This is a genomic window from Opitutaceae bacterium (assembly GCA_041395105.1).
Lineage (GTDB): Bacteria > Verrucomicrobiota > Verrucomicrobiia > Opitutales > Opitutaceae > B12-G4.
The window spans coordinates 1349666-1367880 of the sequence record JAWLBB010000001.1 but is presented as its reverse complement, the minus strand read 5'-3'; the positions used below and the strand labels follow the sequence as shown (position 1 = coordinate 1367880).

The 18215-nt window shown below is 62.0% G+C and carries 13 protein-coding genes and 1 tRNA gene; 10 read left to right on the top strand and 4 right to left on the bottom strand.

Translation table 11 applies throughout. The features are described 5' to 3' along the window. The first annotated feature begins 10 nt into the window (after positions 1-10). The gene (locus R3F07_05390; GenBank protein MEZ5275793.1) at positions 11-958 is read left to right on the top strand and encodes a sugar ABC transporter permease; all 948 of its coding nucleotides are present in this window, start codon (positions 11-13) and stop codon (positions 956-958) included. Continuing rightward, positions 955-1806: a carbohydrate ABC transporter permease gene (locus tag R3F07_05385; GenBank protein MEZ5275792.1), complete on the top strand. Its 852-nt coding sequence runs from the start codon at positions 955-957 to the stop codon at positions 1804-1806. Before R3F07_05390 ends, R3F07_05385 begins: the two co-directional genes overlap by 4 nt. Positions 1807-1878: 72 nt before the next feature. Here R3F07_05385 and R3F07_05380 read toward each other — a convergent pair whose 3' ends face one another. Further along, the gene (locus tag R3F07_05380; protein MEZ5275791.1) at positions 1879-2808 is read right to left on the bottom strand and encodes a dihydropteroate synthase; all 930 of its coding nucleotides are present in this window, start codon (positions 2806-2808) and stop codon (positions 1879-1881) included. A 370-nt stretch (positions 2809-3178) separates the two neighbouring features. Here R3F07_05380 and R3F07_05375 point away from each other — a divergent pair, with 370 nt between their 5' ends. The 4 genes from R3F07_05375 (at position 3179) to R3F07_05360 (ending at position 7446) form a co-directional block, all read left to right on the top strand. After that, positions 3179-4057, top strand: coding sequence for a DMT family transporter (locus tag R3F07_05375; GenBank protein ID MEZ5275790.1), 879 nt, complete (start codon positions 3179-3181; stop codon positions 4055-4057). Between the two features lie 162 nt (positions 4058-4219). Next, on the top strand, positions 4220-4900 hold the full coding sequence (locus tag R3F07_05370; protein ID MEZ5275789.1) for an HAD family hydrolase: 681 nt from the start codon (positions 4220-4222) through the stop codon (positions 4898-4900). Between the two features lie 109 nt (positions 4901-5009). After that, the gene (locus R3F07_05365) at positions 5010-6152 is read left to right on the top strand and encodes a uroporphyrinogen decarboxylase family protein (protein ID MEZ5275788.1); all 1143 of its coding nucleotides are present in this window, start codon (positions 5010-5012) and stop codon (positions 6150-6152) included. 196 nt (positions 6153-6348) lie between these two features. Next, entirely contained in the window at positions 6349-7446 is a 1098-nt protein-coding gene (locus R3F07_05360) for a hypothetical protein (GenBank protein ID MEZ5275787.1), read from the top strand. A 301-nt stretch (positions 7447-7747) separates the two neighbouring features. Here the strand turns inward: R3F07_05360 and R3F07_05355 are convergent, their stop codons facing one another. From R3F07_05355 to rpsB, 3 genes are all read right to left on the bottom strand, one after another. Then, positions 7748-8149: a DUF983 domain-containing protein gene (locus tag R3F07_05355; GenBank protein ID MEZ5275786.1), complete on the bottom strand. Its 402-nt coding sequence runs from the start codon at positions 8147-8149 to the stop codon at positions 7748-7750. 78 nt (positions 8150-8227) lie between these two features. Continuing rightward, positions 8228-8821: a translation elongation factor Ts gene (gene tsf / locus R3F07_05350; protein ID MEZ5275785.1), complete on the bottom strand. Its 594-nt coding sequence runs from the start codon at positions 8819-8821 to the stop codon at positions 8228-8230. A gap of 25 nt (positions 8822-8846) precedes the next feature. After that, positions 8847-9821, bottom strand: a complete 975-nt coding sequence (gene rpsB, locus R3F07_05345; protein MEZ5275784.1) for a 30S ribosomal protein S2 — start codon at positions 9819-9821, stop codon at positions 8847-8849. A gap of 257 nt (positions 9822-10078) precedes the next feature. On the opposite strand from rpsB, the gene R3F07_05340 reads away from it, so the two are divergent. The 4 genes from R3F07_05340 (at position 10079) to R3F07_05325 (ending at position 18188) form a co-directional block, all read left to right on the top strand. Continuing rightward, positions 10079-10155 (top strand) — tRNA-Met (locus tag R3F07_05340). 434 nt (positions 10156-10589) lie between these two features. Continuing rightward, a complete protein-coding gene (locus tag R3F07_05335) occupies positions 10590-12149 on the top strand; it encodes a carboxylesterase family protein (protein MEZ5275783.1) in 1560 nt (519 codons plus the stop codon). Positions 12150-12210: 61 nt separating this feature from the next. After that, positions 12211-13749 carry an alpha-L-arabinofuranosidase C-terminal domain-containing protein gene (locus R3F07_05330; GenBank protein MEZ5275782.1) on the top strand — a complete coding sequence of 513 codons (1539 nt, stop codon included), beginning with the start codon at positions 12211-12213 and terminating at the stop codon, positions 13747-13749. Between the two features lie 32 nt (positions 13750-13781). Then, positions 13782-18188, top strand: coding sequence for a glycoside hydrolase family 127 protein (locus tag R3F07_05325; GenBank protein MEZ5275781.1), 4407 nt, complete (start codon positions 13782-13784; stop codon positions 18186-18188). Positions 18189-18215: the final 27 nt, after the last annotated feature.

Genomic DNA, 18215 nt, shown 5'->3' with positions numbered 1-18215 from the left:
TACCCCACCCATGGCCCAATCCATCTCCACCCGCAAGGCGCTCAAAGAGTGGAAACTCTACCTCTTCGTCGTCCCGTCGATCATCCTGGTGACGACCTTTTCGTATTTCCCCGCGGTCAGCGCCGTCTACCACAGCTTCTTCGACTGGTCGGGGGGAGACACCAAACAACTGATCGGCTGGGACAATTTCCGTCGGGCCCTCGGGGATACGGTTCTCTGGAACTCCTTCATCACCGTCTTCGTCCTGATCGTGGCCAATGTCTTCAAGATGATCCCGTCGATCTTCATCGCGGTCATGGTCCACCGCCTGAAGAGCGACCGCTGGCAATACTGGTATCGGGTGCTGCTCGTCGTTCCGATGATCGTGCCGGGGCTCGTTGTCCTCTTCATCTGGAAATTCTTCTTCGACCCCAATCTCGGTGTCCTCAACAAGGTCCTCGACTTCACCGGAATCAAGACCCTCCTCGTCAGCATGGACGGATTCTTCGGCTGGAACCTCTTCCTTGAAGGCATCCCCATCGCCTGGTTGAGCGAGCCCCGCCTGATCATCCCCTCGCTGATCATCTGGGGATTCCCCTGGATCGGTGCGGTCGGCGTTCTCATCTACCTCGCCGGGCTTCAGTCGATCGGGACCGAAGTCTACGAGGCGGCCGACCTTGACGGTGTTTCCCCGTTCCAGAAATTCATCCATATCGAATTTCCCCTCATCCTCACCCAGATCCGTCTCATGCTCATCCTCCTGGTCATCGGGACGATCCAGGGCTACGGACTGATGCTTCTGCTGCTCGGGGATTCCGGGGGACCCGGTGGAAGAGGGATGGTGCCCGGTTTATGGATGTACAACCGGGCCTTTATCGCGGGAGAATTCGGCTACGCCTGCGCCATCGGGATGATCCTTTTCGTCTTCATCCTCTCGCTGACCTATATCCAGAACAAGTACGTGAGGGTCGACAAATGAGCAGTGAAACCATCAGGACCGTGGGCAGCCACAAACAGAAGGATTGGCCCAAGCACCTCGTCATTCTGGCCGTCCTCGCGATCGAGCTGCTGCCCTTCTACATGATGGTGCAGATCAGCTTCAAGGACAACACCACCTTCAACCTCAACCCGTGGTTTCCGACCAATCCGTCGACCTGGGTCTGGTCAAATTGGACCTACGGAATCCAGCTGATCGGACCCTATATCGCCAATACCGTCTTTGTCGCCGTCACCACCACGGTCTGCATGCTCTTCCTCGCCATCATGGCGGCCTATTTCTTCGCCCGCTACAAGATGCCGTTCGCAACCGTTCTCTGGTCGGCTTTCATCGTGCTCATGCTCATGCCGGGTGTGGCCAACATCGTGCCCCTTTTCTCCCTTCTAAAGAGCCTCAGCCTGCTCAACACCCTCTGGGCCCTCATCATCGTCGGCATTTCCGGCGGCCAGGTCTTCAACCTTTTTGTCCTGCGCAACTTCATCGAGGACCTGCCCAAGGACCTCTTCGAAGCGGCCGAGATGGACGGGGCCTCTCACTTCCAGCAGATCATCAATATCGTGATCCCGATGTCCGGCCCGATCATCGGCACCCTCGCCATCCTCGCCTTCCTCCAGAACTGGAACGATTTCCTCCTCCCTCTCATCATCCTGCGCGACAAGGAGCTCTTCACCCTCGGCGTCGGCCTCATCTATCTCGACGGGGAATACGTGAAACAGTGGGGCAAGATCATGGCGGCCTTCTTCATCGCCTCCATCCCCCTGATCATCATCTTCCTCTTCACCATGAAACTCTTCGTCCGCGGCCTGTCCGCCGGCGCGATCAAGGGATAGCCTGAAGACGGGCCGGAGAACCGAGGACCTTTCGCACCAGGCGGACGATCCCGATGCAGCCGTCGCCCGCCCTTACCGGTATTCCGCACAGAGGTCCATGATCGCTTCGGCCTGACGGTAGCCCGCATCCTCCACCGTCTCACCTTCCTGCCTTCGGCCCAGGGCGAGGATTTCCTCAAGTTTCGCCACCATGGGATCATCCTCCGGCAGGGGCTGCGCATTGCGCTCCACATTGGCCAGGGCCATATCGAGTCCGACCCGGCCGGCCACCGTCAGATAGGCGCGCTCCAGCTTGTCACGCAGGCCTTTCGGTGTTCCCCAGGCGAAGTTCGACAGACCGACCGAGAAATGCAGGCCCTTCAGATGCGGATCCGCCGAACAGAGCCGCATCGCATCCAGCCCGATCGTGGTCAATCCGTAGGTGTCCGCGCCGACCGGCGCCAGACCCGGGTCGATGATGATGTCATCGGTCGTCCGGCCCGCCTCGGATACCAGCCGATCCACGAAAATCCGGATGGTTTCATGAGCCTCCTCCGCCGTCATCGACTGGCCGCTGCCTCCCCCGGGCAGGAAGCGCTCCGACGCCATGACGATGCAGCGCATGTCATGATCGCGGATCAACCCGATCAGGCCGTCCAGATTCTGCCGCGAGGCCGCCAGGGAGTTCAGGACCGGCTTGGCCCGGGAACGGGAGCGGTCGAAGGCCTTGAGAGCGACCTGGTGGTAGGCAATGTCGGGATTGTCAAAACTGAGGGCGATATCGCTGACTTCCTGGATGGCCGGAATGACCACCGGGAGAAACGCCGCCATCTCCTCAAAACGCACACTGAGGCTCTGGGTGCCATCAATGTTCAGGTTGATGATCTCGGCGCCTCCCTCGTCCTGCAATCGGGCCAGGCCCTGGTAGCCCACCACATCCCGGGCCAGCCAGGCCTTCTTGGCGCGGGCGTAGGCGTTGTTGATCAATTCTCCGATGACGGTGATTCTGGGGACGGATGACATGACGGTCGACAGGCAGGGGACGGGGGTTTGCGGACGACGAAGATGAGCGCCTTCGAATCAAATCTCCCTCACGGCCTGATGCACGCCAAATCGCGCGCATTCCAATGGGTGGATTACGAACTGGACGCAGAGCCCATCCCTCGTTTTGATCCGTTCCTATGACCCTCTCATCCGCAGCGCACACGATCCTTCCGATCGCCCCGACGACCTGGCGAAAGATTCGCCCGGGGTCTCGCGGCGCACTCCGGCATGGATGGTCTTGTTGAGAGATAGATCCAACCTCCTGATTCCGAAGCCGCGCCCAGTCCCAACTGGCGCGGCTTTTTGCATGATGACCACGACCACATCAACGACCGCATCCGAAACGACGATGCCCTCCACCCGGGGTGCCGTCGTCCTGATGCTGCTCTCGGTTGTCCTCTTTGCCGGGAACACCCTGCTCATCCGGGCCATCGGCGACCTCGGTTCCGTCAATGCCTGGATTGTCTCGACCTTCCGTTTTCTGGCCGGATTCGCCGTCCTTTACGCCTTCTTCTATCGGCGGGGGGGATTCCATCCCCGGCACATGATCTCGAACCCCCTGCTGATCCTCCGTGGCGTCCTAGGTGGCGTCGGCGTCTGGATCTTCTACCTGACCATCGTCGAACTGGGAGCCGGCCGGGCCACCTTCATCTCGAATACCTACGTCGTCTTCGGCGCCGTCATGGCCGGCGTCTTCCTGCGCGAAAAGCTGACCGGGCGAGTCGTCGTCAGCCTTGTCCTGTCCATGATCGGGCTGGCGCTTCTCACCGGGATCACCGACCTTCACGCACCCGATAAATTCGAGACTCTTGGAATCATCGGGGCGATCGTAGCCGGTGCCGTCGTTGTCTGCATCCGCCGACTCCACCAGAAGGAAAACAGCTCCACCATATTCGGGGCTCAATGCTTCTATGGCATCCTCCTTTCCGCCGGTCCCACCGCCCTGCACGGGGTCCCCCTTTCGGGACTCGTCATCGCCCTGCTGGTCACATCCGGGCTGCTTGCCGCGTTTGGCCAGCTCTCCATGACCCAGGCCTACCGGGATCTGCCCGTGGCCCAGGGCTCCATCATGCAATTGCTCCTGCCGCCTCTCATCGCCCTGGGAGGCTACCTCTTCTTCGGCGAGACCTTCACTGCGATCGAACTGGTCGGGGCCGGACTCATCCTCGCCGCCTGCCTCGTCACCGCGAGAGCCCGACCGCGGCTCGCCGCCGCCCGGGCCACCTGAAATCAGGAACCGGGAAAACTGCGAGGAATCAACGAATGAAAAGGCTGAACCCGATCCGGTTCGTTCCCATCGCCACCATCTTGGATTCATCCGTTCTTTGCATATCCCAATTTCCGATCTACTATTCTCCATTCCGAAATTACTCTCTCCAGTCTTCAATCCATGCGCCTCATTCTCTGGGATATCGACGGCACCCTCATCACTTCGGCTCGCGCCGGTGAACGCGCCCTCATCCGCGCCCTCAAGTCCGAATTCTCCATCGAGGGGCCGCTCGAGAGGGTTGAACTCGCCGGCCGGACCGACCGCTACATCGCCGAACAGATCTTCGCCCTCCACTCCATCGAAAACACGCACGACAATATCCACCGTTTTTTCGAGGCCTACCTCGGTTTTCTAGGCGAGGAACTGCACAACGGTCCCGCCGTCACCCTGCCCGGGGTCACCGAAGTCCTCGAGCGTCTGGCCGGATCGGATGGGGTCGCCCAGGGGCTCCTTACCGGCAACATTGCCAGAGGGGCGCAGATCAAACTCGAACACTTCGATGTCTGGCATTATTTCCCCTACGGAGCCTTTGCCGACGACAGTGCCATCCGCAACGAACTTGGCCCCCATGCCCTGCGCCGGGCGAGCGAGTTTCACGATTTCGGATTCTCCGGTGCGGACGTCGTGGTGGTCGGCGACACCCCCTACGACATCGAGTGCGGCAAGGCGATCGGCGCGGCCACGGTTGCCGTCGCCACCGGCCAGTTCAGCGCCGAACGCCTTCTCGCGCACAACCCCGACCTCATCCTGCGCGATTTCCGGAATCCCCGGCCCTTCTATCAGTTTCTGGGACTGGATTGAGACACGCCCGGTTCCCTTCCCCACTCCGAACGGATCCGAGCAATCCGCTCTCCAGGATTAGTCTTCGTCATCGACGCAGCCCCCGAGGTTAGCCAAGCTAATCCCAGACATGACTGAGCGCGAACGCTTTCTGGCCACTCTGCGGTATCAGGATCGCGACCGGTCGCCCATCAGCGACTTCGGCTTCTGGGATGAAACCCTCGTCATCTGGAGGGAGCAGGGACTTCCCGAATGGGTCGACAAGACCAACACCGACCGGGCTTTCGGCATGGACAACTACGAACCGAGTTCCGGGATCAATCCCGAGCTCTGCCCCTGGTTTCCCTACGAGGTCCTTGAAGACCGGGGAGAGAACGAGGTCGTCCAGCAGATCGACGGTGTCCGGGTGCTCAAGGGCAAGTTCATGGGCTCGATCCCCCAGCATCTCGAACACCTTCTCGTCGATCGCGAGTCATGGGAGAAGCACTACAAGCCGAGGCTTGATCCCGCGCATCCCGATCGCTTTCCCGCGGATCTCGAAACCCGCGCCCGGTCCTGGCGCGACCCCGCCCGTGAAACCGTCCTCGGGCTCTTCTGCGGCAGCCTGTTTGGCCGGATCCGCGACTGGATGGGGGTGGAAAACGTCTCCTACGTGGTCTACGACGATCCCGCCTTTTTCGAGGAGATGGTCACGACGGTGGCGGATTGCATCTATGGCACCCTCGAACGCATCCTCGCCACGGGCGGGATCTTCGACTGCGCCCACTTCTGGGAGGACATGTGCTTCAACAATGGTCCCCTCCTCAGCCCGACCCATTTCCGGAGATTCATCGTTCCCCACTACCGCCGCATCACCGATCTGCTCCACCGCCACGGGATCGACATCATCTGGGTCGACTGCGACGGGAAGATCGATGCCCTCATCCCCCACTGGATGGAGGCCGGTGTCAACGCCATGTTCCCGATCGAAGTCGGCACCTGGGGGGCCGACCCCGTCGCCCTGCGCCGCGAATACGGGAACGACCTTCTCCTCATCGGCGGCTTCGACAAGCATATCCTCGCCCGCTCCACCGCCGAGATCGACGCCGAAATCCGACGCCTGACCCCGCTGGTGGAGGCGGGCGGTTTCATCCCCCTACCCGACCACCGCGTTCCACCCGACGTCTCCCTGCGCAATTACCTCCACTACCTCGACCGCGCCCGCCACATCTGGGGTCGGGACACCCATCTCCGGCCGATGGAAGTCTCCCTCGCCACCCTCGCATCCCCCTGACACGCCCTCTGCCCCTCCGATCTCCGGCCTCTGACCGCTTCCCCACAGTCCTCCGTCCCACTCTGTCCTGACTCCTTGCCCCTGGCCTCTCGTCCCCCTTCCTCACCCTGGTTACCTCAAGCGCAGCGGGTGTTCATCCCCTCCCCAAGAAATTCCTCCTCTGTCCTCTGACCACCGACCTCTGACCGCTTCCCCCATGCCCCTCACCCTCTCCCTCAAGCCCGACTTCGAAGAGGCTGCCGCACGCTACGAATCCTGGTGGCTCTGCCAGAACCGCGGACGCCCGATCGTATCCGTTGGCGTTCGATCCGACCGTGAACCCGTTCTCCCCCCGGCCCCCTCCAGTCTTGTGGAGAGATGGATGAATTCGGAATACACCCTGGCTCTCGCCGATGCCCGGATTTCCTGCCGTCCCTGGGTGGCCGAGACATTTCCGGTGCACCATCCCAACGTCGGACCCGATCTCACCGCGACACTGTTCGGCTGCGATCTGGAATTCGGTGAAAACACTTCCTGGTCCCATCGTCGTTACGATTCACCTGAAGCATGGACCGACTTTCTGGAAACCGAGCCCGATTTCGACAATCCGTTCTGGCAGACCATTGAGCAACGCATGCGGCTTTGCCTCGAGCAGGGGCGGGGGCGCTACCTGACCGGCCTGCCCGACCTTCATGGCGCCTACGATATCCTTGCCGCGGTTCGCGGCCCCGAGGGAGTCTGTCTCGATCTGGTCGACGCACCCGACGAGGTTCATCGGGCAGGCCTCCACGCCGCCGACGCCTACGACCGGGCCTTCCGGCGGGTCTACGGGATTCTTGAGCAGGCCGGCCAGGGCTCGACCACCTGGTGTCCCCTCTGGCACGCAGGTCCGGCCTATGTCTCCAGTTGCGATTTCCTCGCCCTGGTTTCCGGGGAGATGGCCGCCAACCATATCCTGCCCACCATCCACAAGGAGATCGCCTTCACCGAACGGTCCCTCTTCCATCTGGACGGTCCCGATGCGCTCCGTCATCTCGACCTCATCCTCTCGATCGACCGGATTCAGGCCATTCAGTGGGTCTACGGCGCGGGCGCCGGCCCGGTCACCCGCTGGACCGAGACCTACCGCCACATCCTTGCCTCGGGTCATGCAGCCCAGGTCATCTGCGAAACCGCCCGCGATGCGATCGAGATGGCCGGTCACCTCGGCAGCGCCGGCGTCTGGCTGACCATCGGGGAGGAAATGGCCTCGGAAAAGGAGGCGGACGACCTGATCGGTGAAATCACCCGGGCCGCCCGGAGAAACAAAACGTAGCAAATGTGTTGGCCGGGCAAGTCTCTTCTGCGGAGTCCTTCCTGTATGATGCGATTGCGGCTGGCCAGGGACGTCCAGCCCTACCATGTATGCTATGTCAACGGTAGGGCGAGGGCCTCCGGACCCGCCGTCGAAGGGCTGGGTATATCTCTTTCGAAACCAAAGGTAGCATAGACCGTAGGGTTTGAGAACAAAAACAAACTGTAGTATGCTACGGTTTGTTTTTCCGTCTGCCGTCTCCCCTCTCCCATCTTCGGCGAGTTCCCCTCGCCCCTGCCTGGCCTATTTGTCGGACACCATACTAGATATTCTCGTCTTCGCCGCCGGAAAGCTCCCGGGCATTGGCCGGCAGATGATGCGGGAGGAAGAAGAAGTAGGCCATCAGCCACCAGCTCCTCGAGCTGCGGTAGAAGAGGACGGGGAAGAGAACCGCGCCAACCACCGCGAGTACGGCGGCGACCAGACCCGGGAATACCCCTACCAGATAAAGAACCAGGATCGGGGTCAGGACGCCGAAGACGGTGATCCCGTAATTGATCGACATCGACCCGAGGAAGAAGCCTTCGCCCCGCTCAAGGGACATCCCGCAGGCGGGACAGTCATGATGCACCTCGAACATCCGGCGGAAAAGCGAGACCCGGCCGCAGTTCGGGCACCGGTTGCGCAAGCCACGGGAGATGATCTGCCAACGCGAAACCTTCATCGCACGAAAAAGGCGGTGGATAGGTCCTCCACCGCCTTCAAATCCATATCTGACCGAACCCTCCGGCGACTTCCGGGGTTATTCGCCCACCTGGTAGCGGGTGAAGCGGCTGACCACGATATTCTCGCCCACTTTCTGGATCATCGCGGTCAGCAGATCCTGAATGGTCTGATCCGGGTTTTTCACGAAGGGCTGATCAAGCAGGCAGACCGTCGAGTAGAACTTGTCCATCTTGCCTTCCACGATCTTCTGGATGGCGGCGGGTGGTTTGCCGGCCACCTGGGCCTCGGCGATCTCCTTCTCCTTGGCCACCAGTTCGGGCGAAACCTGGTCGCGGCTCACCGCCGTCGGATTGGCCGCCGCGATCTGCAGGCAGAGATCCCGGCAGAGTGCCTTGAAATCATCGGTCTTGGCCACGAAATCGGTCTCGCAATTCACCTCGATGAGGACTCCGACCTTGCCGCCGAGGTGGATATAGCTCTCAACCAGACCTTCGCTGGTGGCCCGACCCGCCTTCTTGGCCGCCTGGGCAACTCCACGCTTGCGCAGGAGGGTCTCTGCCTGATCGGCATCGCCACCGGACTCGGTCAGCGCACGCTTGCAATCCATCAGGCCCGCGCCGGTCCGTTCGCGCAAGGCACTGACCATTTGTGCTGTTACAACATTGCTCATAGATTCAATCCCGTATCCCGAAAGATCACGCCTTTTCGTCGGCTTCCACTTCGTCCTCGTCGATGACCTTCTTCGGCTTCACCGCCTTGGGCTTCTTTGCCACGACAACCTCTTCCTCCTCGAAATCGACGACGTCATCCGGCTCTTCAATGACCGCAATCTCATCCTCCGCCTCGGCCGTCTCATCCTCCTCGACCGATGCCGCAGCCTCGCTCGGGCGAATCAACTCGCGCTGACCGGCCGGGACCGTGCCGACCGCAAACTGCTGGACCGTCAGGTTGCGCACATCCTGCATGCCCGCGCTGACCCGGCGCGATTCACGCTGGGAAAGACCGGCCTGAATGGCCTCAACAAGACACTCGACGACGATACGGATCGACTTGACGGCGTCATCATTGCCCGGGATCGGGTAGTCGACCGGTGTCGGATCGGAGTTCGTGTCGACGATCGCCACCACCGGAACCTTGATCCGATTGGCTTCGGCCACCGCGATATCCTCGTAATTGACGTCCACCACGAACATGATCGAAGGCATGTCCGGCATATCGACCAGCCCTTCGAAATTCCGATTCATCCGGGCCATTTCCCGCTTGATGGCCGACTCCTCCTTCTTCGGGAGCTTGGCCATCGCACCGCTCGTCTCCATCTCCTGATAGCGCTTGTACTTGGCGATGCTTCGCTTGATGGTCTGGAAATTGGTCAGGGTGCCGCCCATCCAGCGGTTTGCGCAGAAGGGCATATTGGTCATGGCCGCGGCCTCACGGATGATCTCCTGAGCCTGGCGCTTGGTGCCGACCAGAAGGACATTGCCCCCCTCGGCGACCTTGTTCTCGACGAACTTGCAGGCTTTTTCGAGCGCCTCGTGGGTGATCGTCAGATCGATGATCGAGATCCCCTGGCGGTGATCGAAGACAAATCCCTTGGAACGGGGATTCCATCGTTTGGTCTGGTGTCCGAAATGGACACCCGCGTCGAGCAGGTCTTTCAATGTAACGTTCATGGTGCGGGAATGCCGGTGAAGGCACAGGTCTGCGAAGGGTGCAGCCTTAAGTTTTCAGTTTACGGACAGGTTTCAGTTATCTGGTTTCGGGAATCCCCCGGCATCGAGGGAAAAGGGATAACAGGTAGGTCCCGACAGACTGAAAGCAAGCCCGAAAGCAGAGATTCCCGGGTGGAGGCCGCAGATTTCCCGGAAATAATCCAGATCGAATCTTGACAGGAACCCCATCCCCGGCAATTTCTCGCCTTCCCACAAATTGCAGGGTGGAGCAGTCTGGTAGCTCGTCAGGCTCATAACCTGAAGGTCCTTGGTTCAAATCCAAGCCCTGCACCCATGAAGGCCGGTTTCCGCAAGGAGACCGGCCTTCGCCATTTTCCAGGGCTTGGAGTTGAACCCTGGTCCTACCGAGGAGCGAAGCGACGACACTCGCGAGCATAGCGAAGCAGAACAATCCAAGCCCTGCACCCATGAAGGCCATGAGCGAATCTTTCGGGTTGTCGTGCTCTACAGTCTGGATGTCAGCAACATACAAGCCCACGCCACTCGGAGTGTGATCGGACAAAGCGTTTTCAGGATGGCTGCGGCTCCCGGCCGCTGTTGGGATGATCGGGATGAGGACCGATCCCGATGGTCCAAAAATGGCGTAACCCGGACAAACGCTAGGCCAAGTCTATGCTTTCGCCGCCCGATTCAGCCCGACATGGTTACCATCGTTCCGAGTCCCGATTTTACCCCGTAACCCCTGTTCGACAGAGCCACCCCGTTCCGATGAATTTGAAGGTCCTCTTTCCCCTTCCACTCATGTTCCTTGCCGCCGACATGGTCTTCGCAGCTCAGCCCGAACCCGTCATGACCCAGTACGGACTCGTTCAGGGCGTTTCCGAAGACGGCCTCACCGTTTTTCGCGGGATCCCGTTTGCGGCCCCACCCGTTGGTGACCTGCGCTGGCGGCCTCCCCAACCCCCCGTCCCGTGGGACGGCGTTCGTCCGGCCACGGAGTTTGCCCCCGACCCCTACCAGGGCGACGGCACCGGAAACGTCAGCGAAGACTGCCTTTATCTCAATATCTGGACTCCCGCCCGCTCCCCGGAAGATAAGCTGCCGGTTCTGGTCTGGATCTACGGGGGCGGTTTCTCCTTCGGCTCCACCTCCACGCCGGTCCACAATGGCGAGCACCTCGCGCGCAAAGGCGTCGTCCTGGTCAGCATCAACTACCGCGTCGGCTCTCTCGGTTTCCTCGCCCATCCCGAGTTGAGCGCCGAATCGCCCGAGGGGGTTTCCGGCAATTACGGCCTGTTGGACCAGATCGCCGGTCTGGAATGGGTCCAGCGCAACATCGCTGCCTTCGGCGGCGATCCGGACAAGGTGACCGTTTTCGGCGAATCCTGCGGCGGCATCTCGATCAGCATGCTTTGCGCTTCTCCCGTGGCCCGCGGCCTCTTCCGGGGCGCCATCTCGCAGAGCGGCGGATCGTTCGGGCCTTCGCGCGAAACGACCTACCCGGGCGAGAACATGCGCGAGCTGGCTGACGCCGAGCAAGCCGGCGTTGGCTACGCGCAAAGCGCCGGAGTCGATTCCCTCGCCGCGCTGCGCCAGCTGCCGCCCGGTCAACTTCCCGCAGGCTTCGGCAGCGGCGCGGCCTGGCCGGTCGTCGACGGATGGATCATCCCGGGCGACCAGTTTGTGCTCTACAAGGCGGGAGACTACCACGACGTCGATATCCTCATCGGTTACAATTCCGATGAAGGGTTGTTCTTCTCTCGAGACCGGAACGCGGGAGAATACATCTCGAATGTCCACAGGCGCTACGGTCCCTTCGCCGATAGACTCCTGGCCGCCTACCCGCCCGATGGCGACCGCGTCGGAAGGACCGCCCGCAACCTCATCGGCGACGCCGCCTTTGGCTGGCATTCGTGGAGCTGGGCCCGCCTCCAGGCCCAAACCGGAAACTCCCGGGTCTTCCTCTATTACTTCGACCAGCACGCGGAACACGATCCGGAATCCCCCGCCGCTGATCACGGTATGCCTCATGGCGTCGACGTGCCCTACGTCTTCCAGACGCTCGATTCCGGCGATCCCAACCTGACCGACGGCGACCGCGCCATTTCGGAGACCGTGGCCACCTACTGGACCAACTTCGCAAAGCGCGGCGACCCCAACGGCCCGGGCCTGCCCGTCTGGCCCGAGTTCACCAACGAATCACCGCAAGTCATGATCTTCCACAATACCGCATCACCCGGACCCGTTCCCCGCGAAGACTCCCTCCGGGTTCTCGATGAGTATTTCGCCTGGCGCCGCACTCCGGAAGGCGCGGCCTGGGCCCAATAACCTGCATTGGCACGCATTTGATTTCTCCCCCCCAGTTGTCCAACCCCAGTCTCCATAACCCATGAAAACCCAAGAACTCCTCTTCACCTCCGTCCTCTTTCTGCTGCCGCTCGGCGTTTTCGCCGGGACAGCGCGCATCTCCTTCGACCTCGACAACGTGATCGATCAGGTCGATCCACGGATCTACGGCGTCTTCATGGAACCGATCGGAATCAATCGCCCCGACCTGAAGTTCAACACACTTTATGGACCTCTCTACGCCCCGGAGGCGCCCGATGCCGACGAGAACGGCTGGCGCACCGGCATGCTGGAGGCTGCCCGCGAACTCAAACTCACGAATATGCGCTGGCCGGGAGGCAACTTCACTTCCAGTTACGACTGGCGCGACGGCATCGGCCCGAAGAGCCAGCGACCCAAACGCCGCGAGCTGGCCTGGGGGGTGATCGAGCCCAACCTCGTCGGCACGGATGAGTGGGTCCAGCTCAACGCCCTGCTTGGCACCGAGAATGTCGCCTGCATCAATCTCGGCACCGGGGGCGTCGACGACGCCCGTTACTGGGTGGAATACTGCAATGCCCCCGTCGGAAGCTATTGGGCCGACAAGCGAGCCGAGTACGGCCATCCCGAGCCCTTCGGCATCAAATACTGGTGCCTGGGCAACGAGGTTGACGGCGAACCCTGGATCATCGGCTACAAGAATGCCGAGGACTACATCAAGCTGGCCCGGGTGACTGCCCGGGCAATGGAGCGCAGTTCCCCCGGCACCAAGCTGACCTTCATCGCCAACGGCTCTTCCAACTACAAGGACACCTTGGCGTGGATCGACTGGAACTGGACCGTGATCAAGGAACTCAACGATGTCGCCGACTACATCTCCCTGCACCGCTACTGGGACAATTCCGACGACTACTACACCTTCGTCGGCGAACGCGCCGTCGATCTCCAGGAGAAGATCGATATCACCGTCGGCCAGATCAAGGCAGTCTCGACCACCGGGAAGAAGACGCCCATGTACATTTCCTTCGATGAGTGGGCGCCGCCCTTCCGCGGAGGCCACCTCTCGACCCTCGCGCTCGCGCAGTTCTTCAATGCCTTCATCCGCAACGCGGATTATATCAAGATGGCCAACTACACACTGCTCACGTCCATCCTCGCCCGCGACCCGGAGACCGACGCGACCTACAAGACTCCGACTTTTTTCGCCTTCAAAGCCTTCTCCACCCGCGCCCATGGCGCTGCGCTGCAGACCGCCGTCGTCTGCGATACCTTTGGCGTCGATGATTTCTACACCGCCATACCCTACCTTGACGTCTCCTCAGTCTACAACGCCGACACCGGCCGGGTCGTCATCAATGTGATCAACCGCCACAAGGAAGAATCCATCGAAACCGACATCCTCAGCATCGCCGCTCCTTTCGCCGCCACCGCCAGCGTCAGCACGATCAACCGGGACGAAACGGACAATCGACCCTACACCTACGCCGATCGCGATTCCTACCGGCCGGTCGAATCGGAAATCAAGACCGATGGCTCGTCCATCCACTACGCCTTTCCCGCCCATTCCTTCACCCAGATCGTGGTCGGCGTGGCCGGCCGGTAGCCGCCCGCCGCGCTGCTGAGCCGTCCGGAAAAATGTCACGCCTTCTTCTCGTGTTCGCCAGCCTCAACACTCTCGCGGCCGGTCCCATCCGCTCGGAAACATGGATGGCCGACAACGGCAACGGCACCTACACCAATCCGCTCTTCTACGACGAGTTCTCCGATCCGGATCTCATCCGCGTCGGCGAGGATTACTACCTCACCGGCACGACGATGCATACCATGCCGGGGTTGCCCATCCTCCGCTCCCGGGATCTGGTCAACTGGGAATTCCTCACCTACGCCTTCGACAAACTCGATCTGGGTCCCGAGTACCGCCTGGAAGAAGGCGGAGACATCTATGGCAAGGGCATCTGGGCCCCGACCTTCCGCCACTATGACGGCGTCTTTCACATCTTCTCCAACGTCAACGGCCAGAAGACCCAGCACTTTCGCGCCACCGATCCGGCCGGTCCCTGGACGCACGAGTCCATGCGGGTTTCTCTCCACGATCTTTCCGTGCTCTTCGACGACGACGGCGCTGCCTATGTGATCTGGGGCTACCGCGGCATCCGCCTGGCCCGGCTCACCGACGATCTGCTCGATATTGTGGAAGGCACCGAGCGCCTCATCATTCCGGAAGACGCCGGCATCGGCGAGGGCGTGCACTTCTACAAGATCAAGGGCCGCTACACTATCACCAGTTCCAACTATGATCCCGTCGGCTACATGGCCTGTGCGCGGGCGGATCGCATCGAGGGCCCCTACGAGGTCGCCACAATCAGCGCGCAGGAAACATTCGGCACCGGCAGTGGCCATCGACTCGAGGGCATGGGCTGGGGCGGATTCGGCACGTTCACCGTGCATCCACCCCGACCAACGCAGATGGGCGCCATCCCCATGCACCAGGGCGGCATCGTCGACACCCCAACCGGAGAATGGTGGGGCTTCTCCATGACCGATCAGAATGCAGTCGGCCGGCTCACCGCGCTTTCTCCGGTGACCTGGAAGGACGACTGGCCCTGGTTTGGTCTGCCCGGCAATCTGCTCCGCACGCCCCGAACCTGGGTGAAGCCGAACACCGGACGTGCCTCCCAACCGCACGCGCCCTTCCAACGAGATGATGATTTCTCCGGTCCCGCCTTGGCCCGGGTATGGCAGTGGAACCATGTGCCCGTCGATGAGGCCTGGTCGCTCTCCGAGCGATCCGGTCACCTCCGCCTGCACGCCCTGCCCGCCGATGATTTCTGGACCGCCCGCAACACCCTCACCCAACGCGCCATCGGCCCCGAGTCCACCGTCACGACCATTGTTGATCCCGCCGGCATGGCCCCCGGCGACCACGGAGGCCTCGTTCTCCTCAACTACCCCTACGCCTGGCTCGGCCTCAGCAGGAGGTCCGACGGTAACCTTGTCCTCCGCCGAGTCGACCAGAACGGGGGCGAGCGTTTCAGCGCACCCGTCAAGGCCGGCCGCATCTGGCTGCGTGCCCACTGCGACTTCGACACCGAGCAGGCTGTTTTCAGTTACAGCGTCGATGGCGAGGTCTTCACACCCGTCGGTGATCCCTTCACTCTCATCTTCCAGCTCAAGACCTTTCAGGGTGTGCGTTATGGTCTGTTCAGCTTCAACGACGCCGGCACCCCCGGCGGCCACCTCGACTTCGATTCCTTTGCGGTCCACGAACCCCGCGCCGTTCGCACGATTCCCATTGGTCAGTCGATCCGCCTGACCAGCCGCGCTGACGACTCCGTCCTGACCACCTGGCATGGTCGCCTCCGGCTCTTCCCCGCAGGGAGCGACGCGGCCCATTCCTCCGCCGCTTGGTTCCACGTGATTGACCGCGGTCTCGGACGCGTCGCTCTCAAAGCAAACGACGGCTCCGGCTACGTGACCGTGAGCGGAATTGGGGCCATCGCCGACGTCAAGCTCCAGGCAGACCTCGACGCCACCCGCTCCGTCTTCCAGTGGCAGCACATGCTCCAGGGCGATGCCATGCTGCTCTCCCTCGCCACGAACCGTTTCCTCACCGCCTCGTCCGCCGTCGGCGGCCTCGCCTCGGCCGACTCTCCCGGCGCTGCGCCCGACCGAAAGGGCGGCGCGACTTTCCTCTACGAAGTCAGGGAACCCGCCCCGGTCCAGACCGAGCTCAGCTATTTTGATCTCACTGATGTCCGGCTGCTCGAGGGCCCCTTCAAACACGCCCAGGACCTCGACAAAGCCTACCTCCTCACGCTCGACCCGGATCGTCTCCTCGCCGGCTTCCGCCTCGAAGCCGGCCTCGAACCGCGGGCACCCAAATACGGCAATTGGGAAAGTATCGGCCTCGACGGCCACACCCTCGGCCACTACCTGACAGGCCTCGCACAGATGTGGGCCGCCACAGGTGACGCAGAAATGAAGAGCCGACTGGACTACTGCGTGGCCGAACTCGCGATCTGCCAGGCCGCCAATGGCAACGGCTACGTCGGGGCCGTTCCCCATTCCGGAGAGGTCTGGGACAAGGTGGCTGCGGGCGGCTTCGAAGCCCAGAGCTTCAGCCTCGGGGGCGCCTGGGTGCCCTGGTACAACCTGCACAAGACCTTCGCCGGCCTGCGTGATGCCTGGGTGATCGGCCGCAACGCCCAGGCCCGCGATATTCTCATCCGGTTGACCGACTGGTGCGGCGACCTCCTCGCGGGCCTCTCCGATAAAGACATCCAGATCATGCTGGGCACCGAGCACGGAGGCATGACGGAAACCCTGGCCGATGTTTTCGCCATCACCGGCGACGAAAAGTACCTGCGCCTTGCCCAGCGCTTCACCCACCACGCCATTCTGGATCCCCTGCTCAAGCAGGAAGACACCCTCACCGGCAAACACGCCAACACCCAGATCCCCAAAGTCATCGGCTACGCACGCGTGGCCGAGCTCGGCGGCGACCCGACCTGGGACGACGCGGCCGCCTTCTTCTGGGACACCGTCGTGCGTCGCCGCAGCGTGGCCTTCGGCGGCAACAGCGTGCGCGAACACTTCAACGCGATCGACGATTTCTCGACCATGGTCGAGTCCCGCGAGGGTCCGGAGTCCTGCAATACCTACAACATGCTGCGTCTGACCGAGGCGCTCTACCGGCGCGGCGGCGACGTCCGGTATGCCGATTACTATGAACGGGCCCTCTACAACCACATCCTCTCCACCCAACACCCACGGCATGGGGGAATGGTCTATTTCACGCCCATCCGCCCCCGTCACTACCGCGTCTACTCCCAACCCGAGCAATGCTTCTGGTGTTGCGTCGGCACCGGCATCGAAAATCACGGCAAATACGGCCGCTTCATCTACGCGAGCGATCGCGATGGCGGCGTGTATGTGAACCTCTTCATCGCCTCGGAGCTCAACGCACGAGATCTCGACCTCGGTCTGCGCCAGGAGACCCGGTTCCCCGAAGAGGAAATCACCACCATCACCCTTTCGCTGGACGCCCCGCGATCTTTTGCCCTTCACTTGCGCCATCCGGCCTGGGTGCCCGCCGGCCAATTCTCGGTCACCCTGAATGGCGAGCCCGTTGAGGTCCGTTCCTCGCCCTCCTCCTACGCCACCATCACGCGCGAGTGGCACAACGGTGATCGCATCACCGCGGCTTTACCGATGTCGACGCGCGTCGAGCGCCTGCCCGACGGCTCCGACTACGCCGCCGTTCTGCACGGCCCCATCCTTCTTGCCGCCAGGACCGGAACCGGGGACCTCGCCGGCCTGATCGCCGATGATTCCCGCATGGGGCAGGCCGCGTCCGGCGCCTTCGAACCGCTCGACGCCGCTCCCATGTTCGTGGGCAACCCGCTCGAACTGGCCAGAGGCATTCACCCTGTCCCCGGTAAACCTTTGCACTTCACCGCCGCCGGTCTCATCCGCCCCGATTCATTCGACCAAGTCGAACTCGAACCCTTCTTCGGCGTCCACGACGCGCGCTACATGATGTATTGGCGCCTCGTCTCGCCCGCGGCCTACGAAGAGGTCGTGGCTGACCTGGAAACCGTCGAAGCCGTCCGACTTGCACTGGAAGCCCGCACCGTCGACCTGGTCACGCCCGGCGAGCAACAGCCCGAGGTGGAGCATGGTTTCACCACCGGCGACTCCTGGGCCGGCCATGAATTCGGCCGATCCTTCCGGGCCGCCAACGACTGGTTCAGTTACGAGCTGACCGCCCGCGACGAATCCGACCTGCAGCTCCAGCTTACCCACTGGGGCCAGGCCTGGCGCGCCGAAAGCTATACCGTCGAAATCAACGGAACCCTTGTCGGCACCGTCGCCGTGCCCGGCAATCGGGGTGAACGCTTCGTCACCGACACCCTTGCGGTGCCCGCCGACCTGCTCCATGCGGCACCACAGGGCGTTCTGCGTCTCACGTTCCGTCCCGCCGAAGACTCCCCGCGCGTGCCGCCGATTTACGAAGTGCGCCTCATCCGCGTTTCCCCCTGACGCCGGCCGGTTCTTCCTTCCTCACGC